Genomic DNA, 15,724 nt, shown 5'->3' with positions numbered 1-15,724 from the left:
GGGCGCTGACTGTGCGAAGCGGAACTGGAACGTCCATGATCGACGGCTCTAGCCTGGTCCCGTCGCTGCGAAAGCGGACGGACGGGTGCGCGTCTCACGCGCACGGGAGTCGCCCGGCGTCCCACCGCACCGCGACGGTTGGCGCCGCGCCACGTCCCTGGGGGTCGGTGTTCGCGAGCAGCAACACCACGCTGAGGCGAGGAGGAGGGGGAAACCTCCTCGCCTCGGCACACACCCCCTCCCGGCATGCCGAGCGAGCGCGCCTCGCGGGCGATGCCCTCCAGCCCGGCGGAGGGCATCGCGCTGCGCGTGGGTCAGAGCGACTCGAGCAGCCGCTGGGCGAGCGGCGCGGAGGAGGCCGGGTTCTGGCCCGTGTGGAGGTTGCGGTCCACGACGACGTTCGGCGCCCACGGCTCGCCTTCCGCGAAGGAGACACCGAGTTCGGTGAGGCGGTCCTGCAGCAACCACGGGGCCTTGTCGGCCAGGCCGGCCTGGCTCTCCTCGGCGTTGGTGAAGGCCGTGACCCGGTAGCCGCGGAACGGGGACTCGCCGCTGCGGCCGGTGGCCAGCATCGCCGCGGGGGCGTGGCAGACGACCGCCAGGGGCTTGTCGGAGTTCAGCGCCCCGGTGAGGACACGTGCCGAGTCGTCGCTGACCGCCAAGTCCTCCATCGGCCCGTGCCCGCCCGGGTAGAACACCGCGTCGTAGTCGTCGGGGTCGACGGTGGCCAGGTCGATCGGCTTCTGCAGCTCGGTGGCCTCCTCCAGCACCGCGGCGATGTGGTCGGCGGCGTCCTGCCCGCCGTTGGCGTCGGCGCTCAGGCTGCCGCGGTCCACGGTGGGCACCACCGCGCCGGGGGAGGCGACGACGATCTCGTGCCCGGCCTTCGTGAACGTCTCGTAGGGCGCGACGAACTCCTCGGCCCAGAACCCGGTGGGGTGCTTGGTGCCGTCGTTGAGCGTCCAGTGGTCCGCGCCGGTGAGCACGAACAGGATCTTCGCCATGGGGGTTCGCTCCCAGACTCGTGTGCGGTTGCGCTTCCGCACCCCAGGTACCCCTCAGCACGCCGTGCCAATCTGTGATCCCGGGCGGCCCGGGCCGTCCGCGCGGGTGGCAGGGTCTGCGGCGGTGCCGGTCGGGAGCGGCAGGACCTACGACTCCGCGATGACCAGGTCCGCCCTGCTCCGGGTGGGGGTGATGCGCGCGGCGTTGCGCATGTCGCTGCGGCGGACCCACTCCTCGGCCTCCGCAGCGGTCTTGCCGTGCTGGACGTGGCGCTCGACCAGCCGGGAGACGAGCTCCTCGTCGGGGTGGTCGAGGAACCAGGTCTCGTCGAGCAGCGGCTGGACCTGCGCCCACGGGCCTTCGTCGAGGAGCAGGTAGTTGCCCTCGGTGATGATCAGCGGGACGTCCGGGTCGACGGGGATCGCGCCCGCGAAGGACTCCTCGACCTCGCGGTGGAACCGCGGCGCGTAGACGGTCTCGCCACCCGCGCGGATGCGGCGCAGCAACACGACGTAGCCGGCCGCGTCGAAGGTGTCCGGGGCGCCCTTGCGGTCCCGCCGGCCGAGGCGGCGCAACTCCTCCTCGGCGAGGTGGAACCCGTCCATCGGCACCACGACGGCCGCCGAACCCAGCTCGCCGAGCAGCTTCTCGGCGAGCGTGCCCTTCCCGGAGCCCGGGCCACCGGCGATGCCGAGGATCCGGCGCTCGCCGGTGGACGCCAGCGCCCGGGCGCGGTCGATGAGGTCGGGCAGCCCGCCGTGGTGCCGGGCGGTCACGCCTGGTTCCCCTTGCGCAGCGAGCGCTCGATGTCCTCCAGCGTGCGGTTCTTGGTCTCCGGCAGGTTCCGCCACAGGTAGACCAGTCCCAGGACGCCGAGCAGGCCGTAGATCCAGAACAGGCCGGTCGGGGTCAGGGCGTTGATGAGCGTCAGCACCGAGATGGAGATGACGAAGTCCAACGCCCAGTGCGTCACCGTGCCGACGCCGGCGGCCTTGCCGCGCACGGCGGTCGGGAACACCTCGCTGTTGATCAGCCAGATCGCCAGGCCCAGGCTGGCTGCGAACGCCGCCTCGTAGAGCATCAGACCGGCGGTCAGCAGCAGGCCCAGCCCCTGCACGCTGGGCAGCAGGTAGAGCGCGCCCAGGCCGAACAGCACGAGGATGACCACGCTGGTGCCGCCGAGCAGCAGCGGGCGGCGACCGACCTTGTCGATGAACAGCAGCGCGATCATCGTGAAGATCATGTTGGCGGCCCCGATGCCGACCGAGGACAGGATCGCCGCGGAATCACCGAGCCCGGCCTGCTTGAGGATCGTGGGCGCGTAGTAGATGACGGCGTTGACGCCGACGAGCTGGTTCGTCGCGGCCACGGCGAAGCCGAGCAGCACCGCGGGGCGCAGCTTGGGGCTGAGCAGGTCGCGGTAGCTGAACTTGTTCTCCTCGCGCATCGCCTCCGACATCTCGGCGAGCGAGGCCTCCGCGTCCTCGGGCGAGTGCGAGCGCAGCAGCGCCTGCCGGGCCTCTTCGGTGCGACCGCGCGCCAGCAGCCAGCGCGGGCTCTCGGACAGCGCGAACAGGCCGACGAGCATGATCACCGACGGCACCACGGCGAGCCCGACCATCCAGCGCCAGCCGCCGCTCTCGGCGAAGGCGTAGCCGACGAGGTAGGAGGCGAAGATGCCGATCGTGATCATCAACTGGTTCATCGACACCAGTCGGCCGCGCAGCGTCGGCGGCGCGATCTCGGCGATGTAGGTCGGCACCACCAGCGAGGAGCCGCCGATGGCCAGGCCGAGCAGGACGCGCGCCACGACCAGGGTCGTGGTGTCCGGCGCCAGCGCGGACAGCAGCGCCCCCGCGGTGAACACGGCGGAGAGCGCGATCAGCGTGACCTTGCGGCCGATGCGGTCGACGACCGGGCCGGCACCGATCGAGCCGGCGATCGCGCCCAGCAGCAGGGACGCGACCACGAACTGCTGCATCCCGTCGGACAGGGCGAACTCCGGCGCGATGTAGAGCAGCGCCGCCGAGATCACGCCCGTGTCGTAGCCGAAGAGCAGGCCGCCGAGCGCGGCGATGGTCGATGCTCCGAGCACGGCACCGCGCCGAGCACGCGGCGGCGCGGGCGCCTTCGGAACTGCATTCGTGGTCATGGCTGTCGTTGCCCTCCCCAGACCCGCTCCGATGCGGGTCGACGTGCGCGCCGCGGCGCGACCTCCTCGTTGAAGTGATCGGAACTGTAGAGCCGAGTTAAGCGCTTGCGCAAGCGTTTGACGGGTATGCTTCGCATCACCGAACGAGCCCGGAGGAGTGCTTGTCGATGGCGACCATGGCCGACGTCGCGCGCGTCGCGGGAGTGTCCACCGCGACGGTGTCGCACGTCATCAACGGCACCCGCACGGTGCGCGAGGAGACCCGGCAGGCCGTCGAGGCCGCCATCGCCGAGACCGGGTACAGCCCGAACACCCTCGCGCGCTCGCTGGCCACCGGCGGCACCCGCTCGATCGCCGTGGTCATGTCGGCGATCTCCAACCCCTACTTCGGCCAGGTGCTGCAGGGCATCGAGTCCGAGGCGGTTCGCCAGGGCTACACGCTGCTGCTGGCCGACCCGCACGACGACCCCGAGCACGAGCTCACCGTGGTGCGCAGCATGCGGGAGCGCCAGGTCGACGGGGTGATCCTCGCGCCGTCAGCGGAACCGGACCGGGCGTTGAAGTACTTGGATTCCCAGCAGGTCCCGGTGGTCCTCGCCGACCGGCTCGGTGACGACCGCTACGACCAGGTCGGACCGGAGAACTCCGAACCCACCGCGCGGTTGGTCGACCACCTCGCCGAGCTGGGCCACGACCGCATCGCGATGGTCTCCGGCCTCGGCGGGCTGACCACCACGGAGGAGCGGCTGCGCGGCTACCAGGACGGCTTGGCGCGCAACGGGCTCGACTTCGACGAGGAGCTGGCGGTCGAGGGTGCCTCGGCCAGCGACCGAGCGGCTCGGGCCACGGCGGGGCTGCTGGCCCGCCGACCGGCGCCGACCGCGGTCATCACCGCCAACAACAGCATGACCATCGGTGCCATGCAAGCGATCAGCGAAGCCGGGTTGCGGGTTCCCGACGACGTGGCGCTGGTCGGTTTCGACGACTTCCCGTGGGCGGACTGGTTCTCGCCGCGGCTGACCGTCATAGCTCAGCCCAGCGCCCAGATCGGCACCACCGCGGCCCGGTTGCTCCTGCGGCGGATCGCCGACCCCGGTTCGCCGCCGCGCACGCACCGGTTGGATTCGACCCTCGTCCACCGGAATTCGTGCGGCTGCCCCTGAGGCGATCAAGGGACCGCGCAACGGTCAAGACAATGAGGTGCTGCCGTGGTCACGCGGACCGGGAGCCGTCCCGCAGGTCGTGCCGGGTCGCCTCGACCGCGATCTCCACCCGGGACCGGGCTCCGAGCTTGGCCAAGATGTGCGAGACGTGGACCTCGACCGTGCGGCGGGAGGAGACCAACGCCTCCGCGATGTCCGGGTTCGCGAGGCCGTCGGCCACCAGCCGGGCGATCTGCCGTTCCGTCGGCGTGAGCGACGTCCAGCCGCTACCGGCCCGGCGTCGCCGGCTGCGGGCCGGCCGTGCGCCTTGCGGGCGCACCCGGGGGTCTGCCCGCCGCAGGTCTCCGGCGGCACCGAGCGACCGGTAGATCGTCGTGGCCTGGGCGTAGGTGTCGCGCGCCTGCGCGCGCTCGCCTCGCTCGGCCAGCACGACCGCCAGGTCCTCCCACGCCCGTGCGCAACGTGGTCCTTGGTCGGTCGTGCGGTAGAAGTCCACCGCTGCCCGCAAGGTCGTGCTCTCTCGCTCCAGCAGCCCTCGGCAGTGCTGCGACGCGGCGACGACGCCGGGGCTCGCCGCCACCGCGGCGTCCTCGGAGCACGCGTCCGCGGCCCGGCCGGCGACCTCGGTCGCACCCGTCGCGACGGCCAGGCGCACCAGGTGCGGAAGCCACAGGTGGCGGGTGCCGATCCGTTCACCCGAGGTCAACGTCTCCGACAGCAGCCGGACCGCGCGCTCGGGTTCCTCGTCGTCCTCGGCGAGCATCGCTTCCGCCACCAGCAGTGTCTCGGCGGAGCGAGCTGTGGGTGCCTCGTCGCAGCCTGCTTCGCGCAGGGTGCGGCACAGCACCGCCCGGTCGCCGCGGTGTCCGGCCAGCACTGCTGAAAGACCGTGCAGCCTGCGCCGCCCTGCCTCGTCGAGCCGGTCGGCGAGCTCGGTGGCCGCCTCCAGCTCCGCGGTCGCGTCGTGCCAGCGGCCGGTCGTGTAGTGGTGGTGGGCCGCCGAAAGGCGCACCGCGGCCAACCGGGGTGGGGTGGTGCAGCGCTCGAGGATCGCCAGCATCTCGTGCAGCACGTCCTCGGCCTCCTCCGGACGGCCCAGTTCGAACAGCAACGCCCTCCGGTCATCGAGCACGGCCAGCCGCAGGTCGGCGTTCTCCGGTGCCTCGCCCAGTGCCGACCCGGCTTGCTCGTGGCAGACCACTGCACCGGCCGGGTCGCACCGACGGGCCAGCGCAGTCCCGCGGACGTGCAAGGCGAGGCCGAGCGCGACACCGTCGTCGGCGCCACGAGCTTCGGCCACCACGCCTTCGACGGCCGCCTCGGCTGCCTCGACGTGACCGTGCGAGAGCAACACCCGGCCGAGCGCGGCACGCGTCCGAGCAGACCACCCGTGGTCGAAGATCCCTGACCGCAGGGACTTCTCGGCCACCTCCGCGGCCAGCTCGTCACGCCCCAGCGAGGCCAGCGACCACGTCAGGTACCAGCTCAGCTCGGCCGCGCAGGAGGGGTTCTGGGTGTCTTCCAGCGCCCGCTCACCCGAAGCTCGAGCCTCGTCGTGCAGTCCGAGTTGGACCAACGCCAGAACCCGTGCGGTGCGCAGGGAATCGCGGCGCGGGTCGTGCGCGGACAGCACCGGGACGGCGCCGAGCAACGCCTCGGCGAGAACCGGGTCGCGGTGGGCCAGTGCCCGGCCGTTCTCCACCAGCCAGTCCACGCCCCACTCATCGATCTCGGCGCCTTCCCCCGGGACCGAAGCGAGCAGCTGTTCGCCGACGCGCTCCACGGGAGCGCCGGACGACGCCAGCGCGCGAGCGGCCTGCTGGTGCAGCGCCAAGCGAAGCGCAGGGGGCGTGGTCACGTGCAGGGCCTGGCGGATCAGCTCGTGCTGGAAGGCCAAGCGCGATCCCGACTCCACGAGCAGACCGGACGCCAAGGCCTCCTCCACGCACCCGACGAGCACCGGCACCGGGCGTTCGGACACGGTCCGCAGATCGGTCACCGAGAACGTCGCACCGAACAGGGAAGCCGTCCGCAGCAAGCCGAGGGTGTCGCTGCCGACGAAGTCCAGCCGGGAGGTGAGGGCCTCGGCCACCGGGCGCGGCAGCGTCCCACAGGTCAGGTCCGAGCCAGCGAGCTCGGCTCGGGCGGCAGCGCCCTCGAGGTGGTGCTCACGGCTCAGCGCCAGCACCACCTCCCGCACGTAGCGCGGGTTGCCGGCGGCACGGGTGAGCACCGCCAGCAGCGAAGGGCCGATCTCGGCTGTGCCGATGAGGTGTGCGGCCAGGTCGGCGGTCGCGGACTCGTCCAGCGGGGGCACCACGATCCGCACCTTGCGGTCTTCATCGTGCACCACACCCAGCTCGGTGCGGCCGTCCGACGGGCCCGCCGCCACCAGCAGCAGCGGTAACCGCTCGGTCATGCGGCTCAACCGGTTCCACACCAGCAGGCTGGTCTCGTCGGCCCACTGCACGTCGTCCACGGTCAGCACGACAGGACGTGTGGCGCAGAGGTCCTCGATGAGCGCGAGGAGCTGCTCGGCTGCGGCGGGCACCTGGTCGTCGTCCCGGGCAGCGCGCACCCGCTCGTGGACCCCCGCACCGCCCGGGGCCGGGTGGACCGCGATGCAGTCCAGCAGCACGCGGAGGGGGACTTGCTGCGAGAGCGGGTCGGCCGTGGCGTGGTGCACCGCGCAGCCGAGCCGGTCCGCTTCGGTGAGCAGAGCGCACACCAGCGTGGTCTTGCCGATGCCGGGCTCTCCTTCGATCCGGAGCACCGTGCCGCGACCGCCTGCGACCCTGCCGACCAGACCGAGCAGCTGCGCCAGCTCCGCATCCCGCCCGACGAGTTCCGAGCCCCTCAACGCGTTCCCGCCCGATTCCCCGGACAACTGCCCCTCGCCGCCGACCACAGGCCTGTCCGGGCGGCCTGCCACGACGACGCCGCAGCGCGTTGATCCACCGAGACCCGGTGCGCCTGGTCGTGCGCTGAGCAGCGCGAGCGGTCGCGGTGTGCGCGCTCGCCGGTGGTGCGGGCCGTCTGAGCCGAACTCGTGGTGAGCGCGGGGAGGGCGTGCAGCGCGATCAACCCGATGCCACGAACGCCGCCCGAACCACCCCGTTCCGAGGACGCGGGCGTGAGGGCGACGGGTTCGGGTGTCCTCGGCGGGTGCACGACCGAGCTGCCCACACTGCCGTTGACCAGCTCGATCACGACGAACGCTCCCGATGGGGACGAGCTCCAGCCAGGTGTCGTGACGGACTCCCCTCTCACCGGTGTCCGGAACGGCGTCATGCGCAACGCGATCACATCCTTCCCCAGCTCTCCCTCTTCCCTACACGGATGTCGATCACCGAACGGCTCACCGAAGTGGCGAGGGCCTCCGACAACGGGTCGGCCGCCTTGGCTTCGGAACGGGATTCCGGCAACGAGCAGCCTGACCGAGAGGAGCGGCAACCCGTTCCGGTTCTGGCCACCTCGACGTCGAGTTCGAGGCGTTCGGCTCAGCGGTGATGAGCTGCTCACCACCGCGCTCCCGGTGTGCTGCCGGGGGCGGACGCGAGAGCGGGGAGCTACGGGGTGCGGGCACTGCGGGCGCCTCGGTGGATCACCGAACCGAGCGGCTGATCGGCACGGAAACTGCTGGACACGTCGGCTAGCGTCGGGACGTGCTGGTCACGCTCGCGCGCCGCCACGGTCTCCGGGTCCGCCTGCTGGAGCTCGATGAGAGCGGCTGGGACTTCCTCGTCGGTCACGCCGTGGACGAGGACGGGACGCACTGGGTGCTGCGGGTGCCACGGCGTCGTGCGGTCAGCGAGCTGATCGAGGGCGAGCGCCGGCTGCTGGCGCACCTGCGGCCACGGCTGCCCGTGGCCCTGCCCGACTGGGAGATCTGCACCCCGGAGCTCATCGCCTACCGCAGGCTCGAAGGACGGCCCCTGGGGCCGGAACACCCGACGACGCTGGAGCACCAGTGGTGGCGGGAGCCGACCGAGGGGTTCTTCACCGAGCTGGGCGCGGTGGTCGCCGCACGGCACCGCACCCAGCTCAGCGAGGTCGAACGCCTGGGCATCCCCGTCTCAGGTCATCGGGACCTCCGGGAGGAGGTCGACGACCACCTGAGGCTGGCACGCGGCATGTTCGTCGTGCCCGCGGAGAAGGTGGCCCGCTGGCGATCGTGGATCGACGACGACCACTCGTGGTCAGGGCCCGCGGATCTGCGCCTGGTCCACGCGGACCTGCACCCCGGGCACACGCTGGTGGACGAATCCGGCCAGCTCACGGGGATCCTGGACTGGACGGATGCGGCGGTCGACGACCCGGCGCTGGACTTCGTGGCCGTGCACAACGCGTTCGGCGAGGGCGGCCTGACGCGGCTGCTGGCGGGGTACGCGCAGGCCGGTGGAGGTGTGCGAGCTGGTTTCGAATCGCATGTTCGGCTCCTCTCGGAGTTCCGGTTCTCGGTGTCCCTGGGCATGTACGCGGTCGAGTCGGGACGAGGTGAGTTCTGGGAGGTCGCGCAGCGGCGCCTCCTCGCGTGAACGCCTGAGCTTGTCACTGTGCAGTTGTCGAACAGCAAGTCGCCGAACGCCTTCCGCTCGTCGAACTGGTGTTCCCAGTGTGCACGGAGCAGTTCGACAGTGCTAGCGGATGGCCGTCGCTGGATGAGGTGGTGCAATCACTACCCAGCGAGAAGGATTCGCAGATCGGGTCTTTCGTCACTCCACCGTGGTGTGGAAAGCGCCTGCGCCGCGCGAGTCGGGCGCGCTCGCCCGGTCTCCGGGAGCACGCACGACGGTGGGAGCAGGTCGAGAGCGCCGATGCCGAGGCGGCACGGCGCCTCATGCGAGGTGACGCAGCTGCGGAAAAGGTCCTGAGCGCAGGGGAGTTCGAGGCTGTCAGGGGTCCGGTCCACCGTGGAGTCGCCCGGGCCCCTCCTCCTCCGCGCCGGAGCAGGGCTGACGCGGAGGCTCGGCGCAGGGGCGGGAGGACGCGATGGGTCGAGACGACGAGGTTGCCTGCCCAGGCCGTGACCGCCCAGTGGAGGGATGCCGTATCCGGCGCTGCGCCCGTCATGGGCATGGCCGTCGCCGAGCGCGCCGACCTCGCCGAGCACCTCGCCACGCTCACCCCCGAGCAGTGGGGGGCGCCGAGCCTGTGCGCGGGTTCGCGGGTCCGCGACGTGGTCGCGCACATGACCAGCTACGACGGCATGACGTGGGCCGGCGTGCTCAAGCGCGGTGCGAGCGGGGTTCAGGCCGGGAGCCATCAACGCCCTCGGCGTGGGGGAGGCGCGTGACCGCAGCACCGCGGAGCTGCTCGACCGGCTGCGCAGCCACCTCGAGCCCAGCGGTCCGATCACGATCTTCGGCGGGGTGATCCCGCTGGTCGACGCGCTGATCCACCACCAGGACATCCGCCGACCGCTCGGTCATCCGCGCGAGGTCCCACCGGAGCGTCTCCGCGTGGTCCTCGACCTGGCGCTGAAAGCTCCGCCGGTCGGGGCGGGGAAGCGCGCGGCCGGACTCCGGGTGGAGGCCAGCGACCTGGACTGGAGCCACGGCGAGGGCCCTCGGTGCGAGGCCCCGCCGAAGCGCTCCTGATGGCCCTCGCAGGCCGCTCCGACGCCGTCGCCGAACCGATCGGCGACGGCGTGCCGGCACTCGCTGCCAGGGGCCGGCTGAGGAACTGCTCCGCCTGTGCACGGAGCAGTCCTCAGGCTCGGAACAGCTAGCCCCGCAGCGGTGGGATCGCGGGAACCTCGGAGGCGTTGGCGATGGCCTCCGGCGTCAGGCGGAACTGCTCGGGGTAGTGCTCCCGGGTGGTGCGCCGGGCCGGCTCGGTGGTGCGCCACATGTACAGGCAGCGCGGGCACTGCAGCACCTCCCAGGCGTCGGGCACCGGCGAGGTGGTCACGCTGCGGATGTCCTGTTCGTCGCAGCGGGGGCAGCTCGTCTGCATCGGGTTTCCTCTCCGGGTCGGGGGTGTCAGCGCTGGGCGAGCGTGGAGCGCAGGCGGTCGGCCCACTCCGCGGCTTCGGGCAGGTCCTTGGTCGGAGTGCCGAAGTTGCCGCGCACGTCGGGCTTCACCGGGGTGGTCGCGTCGATGATCATCTTGCTGGTGACGCCCGCCGGTTGGGAGGCAGGAGCCAGCTCGACCACCGACAGGTTCGGGATGACCACCACGTCGTCGGCCGGGTTGACCTTCGCCGACTGCGCCCACATGACCTGCGGCAGGTCGAACGGGTCGACGTCCTCGTCGACCAGGACCACCTGGCTGACGTAGCCCAGCCCGTGCGGCGTGGTCATCGCGCGCATGCCCACCGCCTTGGCGAACCCGCCGTAGCGCTTGGCAGTCGAGATGATCACCAGCAGGCCGTGCGTGTACATCGCGTTGACGGCCTTGACCTCGGGGAACTCCGCGCGCAGCTGCTTGAGCAGCGGCACGCAGGTGTTCGGTCCGACGAGGTAGTCGCACTCCGTCCAGGGCATGCCCAGGTACAGCGACTCGAAGACCGGGTTCGTGCGGTAGGAGATCCGGTCGATGCGCACGACCGGCATCCGCCTGCCGCCCGAGTAGTGCCCGGTGAACTCGCCGAACGGGCCCTCGATCTGCCGCACCCGCGACTCGATGTGGCCCTCGATGATGACCTCCGAGCCCCACGGCACGTCGAAGCCGGTCAGCGGAGCGGTCGCGATCGGCATCGGTTCGCCCCGCAGTGCGCCGGCCATCTCGTACTCGGACTGGTCGTAGGCCATCGGCATGCCCGCCACGATCGGCACCACCGGGTCGTTGCCCAGGGTGATCGCCACCGGCAGGTCTTCGTCGAGCTCCTCGGCCTTGCGCAGGTGCTGGGCGATGTCGTGCATCGGGACCGGTTGCAGCGCGAGGCGGTCCGTGCCGATGACCTCGATGCGGTAGATGCCCAGGTTCTGCTTGTCGAAGTCCTCCGGCGCGTCCGGATCACGCGACACCACGGCGGCTTTGTCCAGGTAGAAGCCACCGTCACCCTCGTTCAGCCGGAACAGCGGGAGCACGTCGAACAGGTCGACGTCTTCGCCGGAGACGCTGTTCTCCCGCCACGGCGCGTCCTCCCGGCGGACCGGGGTGACCGGGAAGTCGTCCCACCTGCGGGCGAACTCCTCGACCTGCTCGCGGGTGGAGGTCTCCTTCGGAAGACCCAGGGCCATCGCGTGGTTGCGCCAGGAACCGTGCACGTTCATCGCGATCCGGGCGTCGGTGAACCCGGTGACGTTGTCGAACCACAACGCCGGGGCGCCTTCTCCGATGCGACCGGCCGCGTTGGCCGCCGCCGCCAGGTCCGGTTCAGGCGCGACCTGATCGCTGATCCGCAGCAGCTGTCCCTCGTCCTCCAGGGCGTTCAGGAACGACCGCAGGTCGTCGTAGGCCATGGTGTTCTCTCCTCTCCGGGGGTGTCCGTGGTCGTGCCACCCCGCGGCTCCCGCCTGCGGGCGGCTCACGACCGCGCTCAGCGAGGTCCGAACTTGGCCGCGCGCAGCCCTTCCCAGCGCTGCGCCGCCGGTGCGGGCAGGTCGAGCTGGTCCAGAACGCGGGCGGTGATGTGGTCGACGAAGTCGTCGATCGAGGTCGGGTTGTTGTAGAAGGCGGGCATCGGCGGCACGATCCGCGCACCCATCCGCGAGAGCGCGAGCATGTTCTCCAGGTGGATCTCGCTCAGCGGCGTCTCGCGCGGCACGAGCACGAGCGGACGGCGTTCCTTGAGCGTCACGTCGGCGGCGCGTGCCACCAGACCGTCGGCGTACCCGGCGCGAATGCCCGCGAGCGTCTTCATCGAGCAGGGCACGATCACCATGCCGTCGGTGCGGTAGGAACCCGACGAGATGTTCGCTCCCTGGTCATCGGGGTTGTGGACGACCTCGGCGAGCTTGCCGATCTCCTTGACGCTCATCCCGGTCTCCAGCTCCGCGGTGGCCCGCGCCCAGCGGCTCAGCACCAGGTGGGTCTCCACCTCGGGCAGCTCCAGCAGCTGCTCCAGCAGTCGCACGCCGAGCGGCGCCCCGGTCGCTCCGGTCATCCCCACGACGAGTCGCACGCTCCTCCTTTTTCGGTCATGTTGTGCTGATGGCTCCACGCTAAGCGCAGATCTCGCAGGTGAGCGGGTACGCTGGCGACAGACCACGGGCAGGATCGGACAGCACCGCCATGACGGAGATCACCGACGTCGCTTACCGGCCGGGCCTGAACGCGCCGATCGGCATGGACGTCATCGACTTCGCCGAGCTGCGCGCACGCGCACAGCGCCGAGGCATCGACCTGGCCGGGCCGCAGCGCCCGGACTTCCACCACCTGATCCACGTCCACGCCGACGCCGAGGCGTTGTCCCACGTCGTCGACTTCACCGAGCACGTCGTCCCGTCCGGCGGGTGGCTGTGGGTGCGGCCCGGTCAGGTGCACCAGTACGGCGAGCTGACCCGCTCGCGCGGCACGATCGTCATCTGGCGTCCCGGGTTCGTCACCGTCGACCCGGCGCCGCCCGACACGCCGGTGCTGCCCGGGGCCGCTGCGCGCGAGGCGGTCGACCTGGCGCTGCGGCACCTCCTGTCCGACTACGCCGACCTGGGGTCGATGACCTTGGAGGCGCACAACAGGGCGCTGCGCAGGCTGTTGGACGTGCTGCTGCTGCGCCTGGCCCACGCCGGGGAGGTACCGCCGGTGCGCAACCCGGCGGACGGCCCGTTCGAGCGGTTCCGCGCCGCCGTGGAACGCGACTTCACCCGCACCCGCCGCGTCGCCGACTACGCCGCGGAACTCGGCTACAGCACCCGGACCTTGACCCGCGCGACCTCGTCGGCCACCGGTCGCTCCGCCAAGTCCTACCTGGACGCGCGGATCGTGCTGGAGGCCAGGCGCCTGCTGGTGCACACCGACCAGCCCTCGGCCGACATCGCCCGGCACCTCGGTTTCACCTCGTCAGGAGACTTCAGCAAGTTCTTCCGCAAGCACGACGGACGGAGCCCGCTCGCCTTCCGCGCACAGGCCCGCGGCACGCGGACACCCGGCCGGTGCGGGTGAGCACCAGGTCGAACGCGGGCGGTGCGCTGCTTCGCTGACGAGGTCGTGCAGGTCGTCGGGGGAGCGCTGCACGACCAACGGCACACCGCGCGGGGTGTTCCGCGGTGCCGACTCGTGCCGACTTCCACCAGGTGAACGCCTGACGGGGTCCACATCGGAACCGGCCCGCGAACCCCACGCTCCTGCGGACTCCCGGCGCTGGTCAGGAGCACGCGGGGACGCGACCGCGGTGTCGTGCGCTGTCGTGACGGTTTCCCGACATCCGCCTGATCCGCCCTGGTCTTGGTGGTGCGGACGGGGGAAGATCACGCTGACGTCCCTCCGGCCGGTCGGGGCAGTGCGCCGGAGGCAAGCAGCGGAAGGGAAACGGTGTGAGCACAGCTCGGTTCGGCCGTCTGACGGCGCTCGGGACCGCCGTGTTGGCCGCGGCCGCGGTAGGGGCGGTTCCGGCCGCGTCCGCCGCCCCGCCGACCACGCAGGTCCGCCTGATCACGTTCAACGACTTGCACGGCAACCTCGAACCGCCGGCGGGCTCGTCCGGTCGCGTCACCCTGCCCGACGGCAGCGCCGTGGACGCGGGTGGCGCGCAGTTCCTGGCGACCCACGTGGCGCGGCTGCGCGGCGAGGTGCCGAACTCGCTGGTGTTCTCGGCCGGCGACAACGTCGGCGCCTCCCCGGTCAACAGCTCTCTGTTCCACGACGAGCCCACCGTCGAATTCCTCAACCAGCTGGGCGTGTCCGCGTCGGTGGTCGGCAACCACGAGTTCGACGAGGGTGTCGAGGAACTGCGGCGGATGTCCGACGGCGGGTGCCACCCGGTCGACGGCTGCCAGTTCCGGGAGTCGTTCCCCGGCGCGGACTTCGAGCAGCTGGGCGCCAACGTCACCCACGAGGACGGACGTCCCGCGCTCAAGCCCTTCGACGTGCAGACCGTCGGCGGCACGCGCATCGGCGTCATCGGAGCGACCCTCGAGGACCTGCCCTCGGTCGTCGCGCCCGGCGCCATCGACGGCCTGGAGTTCGGCGACGAGGTCGAGGCCATCAACCGCAGCTCCCGGGTGCTCGAGGCGATGGGTGTGAAGGCCCAGGTCGTGCTGCTGCACCAGGGTGACGGCACCGAGGGCGGCGGCCCCGACGACTGCCGGCTCACCCCCGGGCCGGGCGCCGAGATCGCCAAGGCCGCGTCGCCTGCCGTCGACCTGGTCTTCAGCGCGCACAGCCACGCGCAGTACAACTGCGCGGTCGAGGACCCGGCGGGCAAGCCGCGCCGGTACCTGCAGGGCGCGTCCTACGGTCGGCTGCTGTCGGTCGCGGACCTGACCGTGGACCGTCGCACCCAGGACGTCGTGCGGGAGCAGACCGCGGCGCGCAACGAGGTCGTCACCCGCGACGTGCCCGCCGACCCGGCGGCCCAGGCGTTGATCGACGAGGCCGCTGCGAAGGCCGCGCCGATCGCCGACCGCCCGGTCGGCAGCATCGCCGCCGACCTGCCGCGCGCCGGCGCGCCGTCCGGGGAGTCGCCGCTGGGCGACGTCATCGCGGACGCGCAGTTCGAGGCCACCGCGGCGAACTCGCCGCAGGTCGCCATCACCAACCCCGGCGGTCTCCGCGCCGACCTGCTCTTCCCCGGCTCGCCCGCTGGTGAGGGAGACGGGATGGTCACCTACGGCGAGGCGTTCGCGGTCCAGCCCTTCGGCAACATCATGCAGACCATGACGCTCACCGGCGGCCAGCTCAAGGCCGTGCTGGAACAGCAGTGGACGCCGGAGGAGACGAACATCCTGCAGGTGTCGGCCGGGCTGCACTACAGCTACTCGGAGAGCGCGCCGATCGGCTCGAAGGTCACCGGGATCAGCATCGACGGCCAGCCGATCGACCTCGACGCGTCCTACCGGGTCTCGGTGAACAACTTCCTCGCCGGTGGCGGCGACGGCTTCACCGAGTTCACCAAGGGAACCGACGTGGTGGGCGGCCCGGTGGACCTCGACGCCTTCCTCGCCTACCTCGACGCCCACCCCGGCATCCTCCCGCCCCCGCCGGACCGGATCACCGCACAACCCTGACGGAGAGGTGTCGTTTCCTCAGGTGTCCGACCGAACGACCGAGCGGTTCTGGACGAAGCAGCCCGGTGATCGGTGACCGATCACCGGGGAGTTCGTTCCCCCTGCGGGTGAGCAGGACCCGCACAACACCTGGCCGACGGCCCTCGGACGGGAGACCCCGCGGAGTTCCTCCGCTGGAGAGGGCTCTTCCGAGCCCTTCGTGGGCCCCGGTTCCGGGCTGAAGAAGTCCTGTCCGGAAGGAGCGGCTGTTCCTCGGGGATCCGGCCGAAGCCGGCCGTGGGGTTCTCCCG

The 15,724-nt window shown here is 71.5% G+C and carries 13 protein-coding genes; 6 read left to right on the top strand and 7 right to left on the bottom strand.

Annotated elements, in window-relative coordinates; all coding sequences use genetic code 11:
- Nucleotides 1-314: 314 nt before the first annotated feature.
- From EIL87_RS08560 to EIL87_RS08550, 3 genes are all read right to left on the bottom strand, one after another.
- Nucleotides 315-1,004 (bottom strand): type 1 glutamine amidotransferase domain-containing protein, encoded by a 690-nt coding sequence (locus EIL87_RS08560; RefSeq protein ID WP_125089623.1) that lies wholly within the window; start codon nt 1,002-1,004, stop codon nt 315-317.
- Nucleotides 1,005-1,151: 147 nt separating this feature from the next.
- Nucleotides 1,152-1,781 (bottom strand): nucleoside/nucleotide kinase family protein, encoded by a 630-nt coding sequence (locus tag EIL87_RS08555; RefSeq protein ID WP_125089622.1) that lies wholly within the window; start codon nt 1,779-1,781, stop codon nt 1,152-1,154.
- Nucleotides 1,778-3,157: a sugar porter family MFS transporter gene (locus EIL87_RS08550; RefSeq protein ID WP_125089621.1), complete on the bottom strand. Its 1,380-nt coding sequence runs from the start codon at nt 3,155-3,157 to the stop codon at nt 1,778-1,780. The genes EIL87_RS08555 and EIL87_RS08550 overlap by 4 nt, the downstream gene beginning before the upstream one ends.
- Before the next feature lie 167 nt (nt 3,158-3,324).
- Between EIL87_RS08550 and EIL87_RS08545 the strand changes: the two genes are divergently transcribed.
- Nucleotides 3,325-4,320: a LacI family DNA-binding transcriptional regulator gene (locus EIL87_RS08545; protein ID WP_125089620.1), complete on the top strand. Its 996-nt coding sequence runs from the start codon at nt 3,325-3,327 to the stop codon at nt 4,318-4,320.
- A 49-nt stretch (nt 4,321-4,369) separates the two neighbouring features.
- On the opposite strand, the gene EIL87_RS08540 is transcribed toward EIL87_RS08545, so the two are convergent.
- Nucleotides 4,370-7,207, bottom strand: coding sequence for a helix-turn-helix transcriptional regulator (locus tag EIL87_RS08540; RefSeq protein WP_125089619.1), 2,838 nt, complete (start codon nt 7,205-7,207; stop codon nt 4,370-4,372).
- 778 nt (nt 7,208-7,985) lie between these two features.
- Here EIL87_RS08540 and EIL87_RS08535 point away from each other — a divergent pair.
- The 3 genes from EIL87_RS08535 to EIL87_RS27395 all read left to right on the top strand — a co-directional run bounded on the left by EIL87_RS08535 (nt 7,986) and on the right by EIL87_RS27395 (nt 9,920).
- The gene (locus EIL87_RS08535; protein ID WP_125089618.1) at nt 7,986-8,858 is read left to right on the top strand and encodes a macrolide 2'-phosphotransferase; all 873 of its coding nucleotides are present in this window, start codon (nt 7,986-7,988) and stop codon (nt 8,856-8,858) included.
- A gap of 488 nt (nt 8,859-9,346) precedes the next feature.
- Complete coding sequence (locus EIL87_RS27400) at nt 9,347-9,616, top strand: maleylpyruvate isomerase N-terminal domain-containing protein (RefSeq protein ID WP_233576104.1); 270 nt, start codon at nt 9,347-9,349, stop codon at nt 9,614-9,616.
- A complete protein-coding gene (locus EIL87_RS27395; RefSeq protein WP_233576103.1) occupies nt 9,600-9,920 on the top strand; it encodes a maleylpyruvate isomerase family mycothiol-dependent enzyme in 321 nt (106 codons plus the stop codon). The genes EIL87_RS27400 and EIL87_RS27395 overlap by 17 nt, the downstream gene beginning before the upstream one ends.
- A 127-nt stretch (nt 9,921-10,047) precedes the next feature.
- Here the strand turns inward: EIL87_RS27395 and EIL87_RS08525 are convergent, their stop codons facing one another.
- From EIL87_RS08525 to EIL87_RS08515, 3 genes are all read right to left on the bottom strand, one after another.
- Nucleotides 10,048-10,278, bottom strand: a complete 231-nt coding sequence (locus EIL87_RS08525; protein ID WP_125089617.1) for a non-oxidative hydroxyarylic acid decarboxylases subunit D — start codon at nt 10,276-10,278, stop codon at nt 10,048-10,050.
- A 26-nt stretch (nt 10,279-10,304) separates the two neighbouring features.
- Nucleotides 10,305-11,729 (bottom strand): non-oxidative hydroxyarylic acid decarboxylases subunit C, encoded by a 1,425-nt coding sequence (locus EIL87_RS08520; RefSeq protein WP_125089616.1) that lies wholly within the window; start codon nt 11,727-11,729, stop codon nt 10,305-10,307.
- 77 nt (nt 11,730-11,806) lie between these two features.
- A complete protein-coding gene (locus EIL87_RS08515) occupies nt 11,807-12,391 on the bottom strand; it encodes a non-oxidative hydroxyarylic acid decarboxylases subunit B (protein ID WP_125089615.1) in 585 nt (194 codons plus the stop codon).
- 110 nt (nt 12,392-12,501) lie between these two features.
- Here EIL87_RS08515 and EIL87_RS08510 point away from each other — a divergent pair, with 110 nt between their 5' ends.
- Both EIL87_RS08510 and EIL87_RS08505 read left to right on the top strand, forming a co-directional pair.
- Entirely contained in the window at nt 12,502-13,371 is an 870-nt protein-coding gene (locus EIL87_RS08510) for a helix-turn-helix domain-containing protein (protein ID WP_199740311.1), read from the top strand.
- Between the two features lie 371 nt (nt 13,372-13,742).
- Complete coding sequence (locus EIL87_RS08505) at nt 13,743-15,434, top strand: bifunctional metallophosphatase/5'-nucleotidase (RefSeq protein WP_407690522.1); 1,692 nt, start codon at nt 13,743-13,745, stop codon at nt 15,432-15,434.
- The last annotated feature ends 290 nt before the right edge of the window (nt 15,435-15,724 follow it).

This window comes from Saccharopolyspora rhizosphaerae (assembly GCF_003931915.1).
GTDB classification, from domain to species: Bacteria; Actinomycetota; Actinomycetes; order Mycobacteriales; family Pseudonocardiaceae; genus Saccharopolyspora; species Saccharopolyspora rhizosphaerae.
This window is presented reverse-complemented; position numbering and strand designations above follow the sequence as displayed.

Bases quoted from the DNA above. Each gene is read 5' to 3' on its own strand.
- EIL87_RS08550 (WP_125089621.1), bottom strand. From the start codon at position 3,157: ATGACCACGAATGCAGTTCCGAAGGCGCCCGCGCCGCCGCGTGCTCGG.
- EIL87_RS08510 (WP_199740311.1), top strand. From the start codon at position 12,502: ATGACGGAGATCACCGACGTCGCTTACCGGCCGGGCCTGAACGCGCCG.
- EIL87_RS08520 (WP_125089616.1), bottom strand. From the start codon at position 11,729: ATGGCCTACGACGACCTGCGGTCGTTCCTGAACGCCCTGGAGGACGAG.
- EIL87_RS08525 (WP_125089617.1), bottom strand. From the start codon at position 10,278: ATGCAGACGAGCTGCCCCCGCTGCGACGAACAGGACATCCGCAGCGTG.
- EIL87_RS08560 (WP_125089623.1), bottom strand. From the start codon at position 1,004: ATGGCGAAGATCCTGTTCGTGCTCACCGGCGCGGACCACTGGACGCTC.
- EIL87_RS08545 (WP_125089620.1), top strand. From the start codon at position 3,325: ATGGCGACCATGGCCGACGTCGCGCGCGTCGCGGGAGTGTCCACCGCG.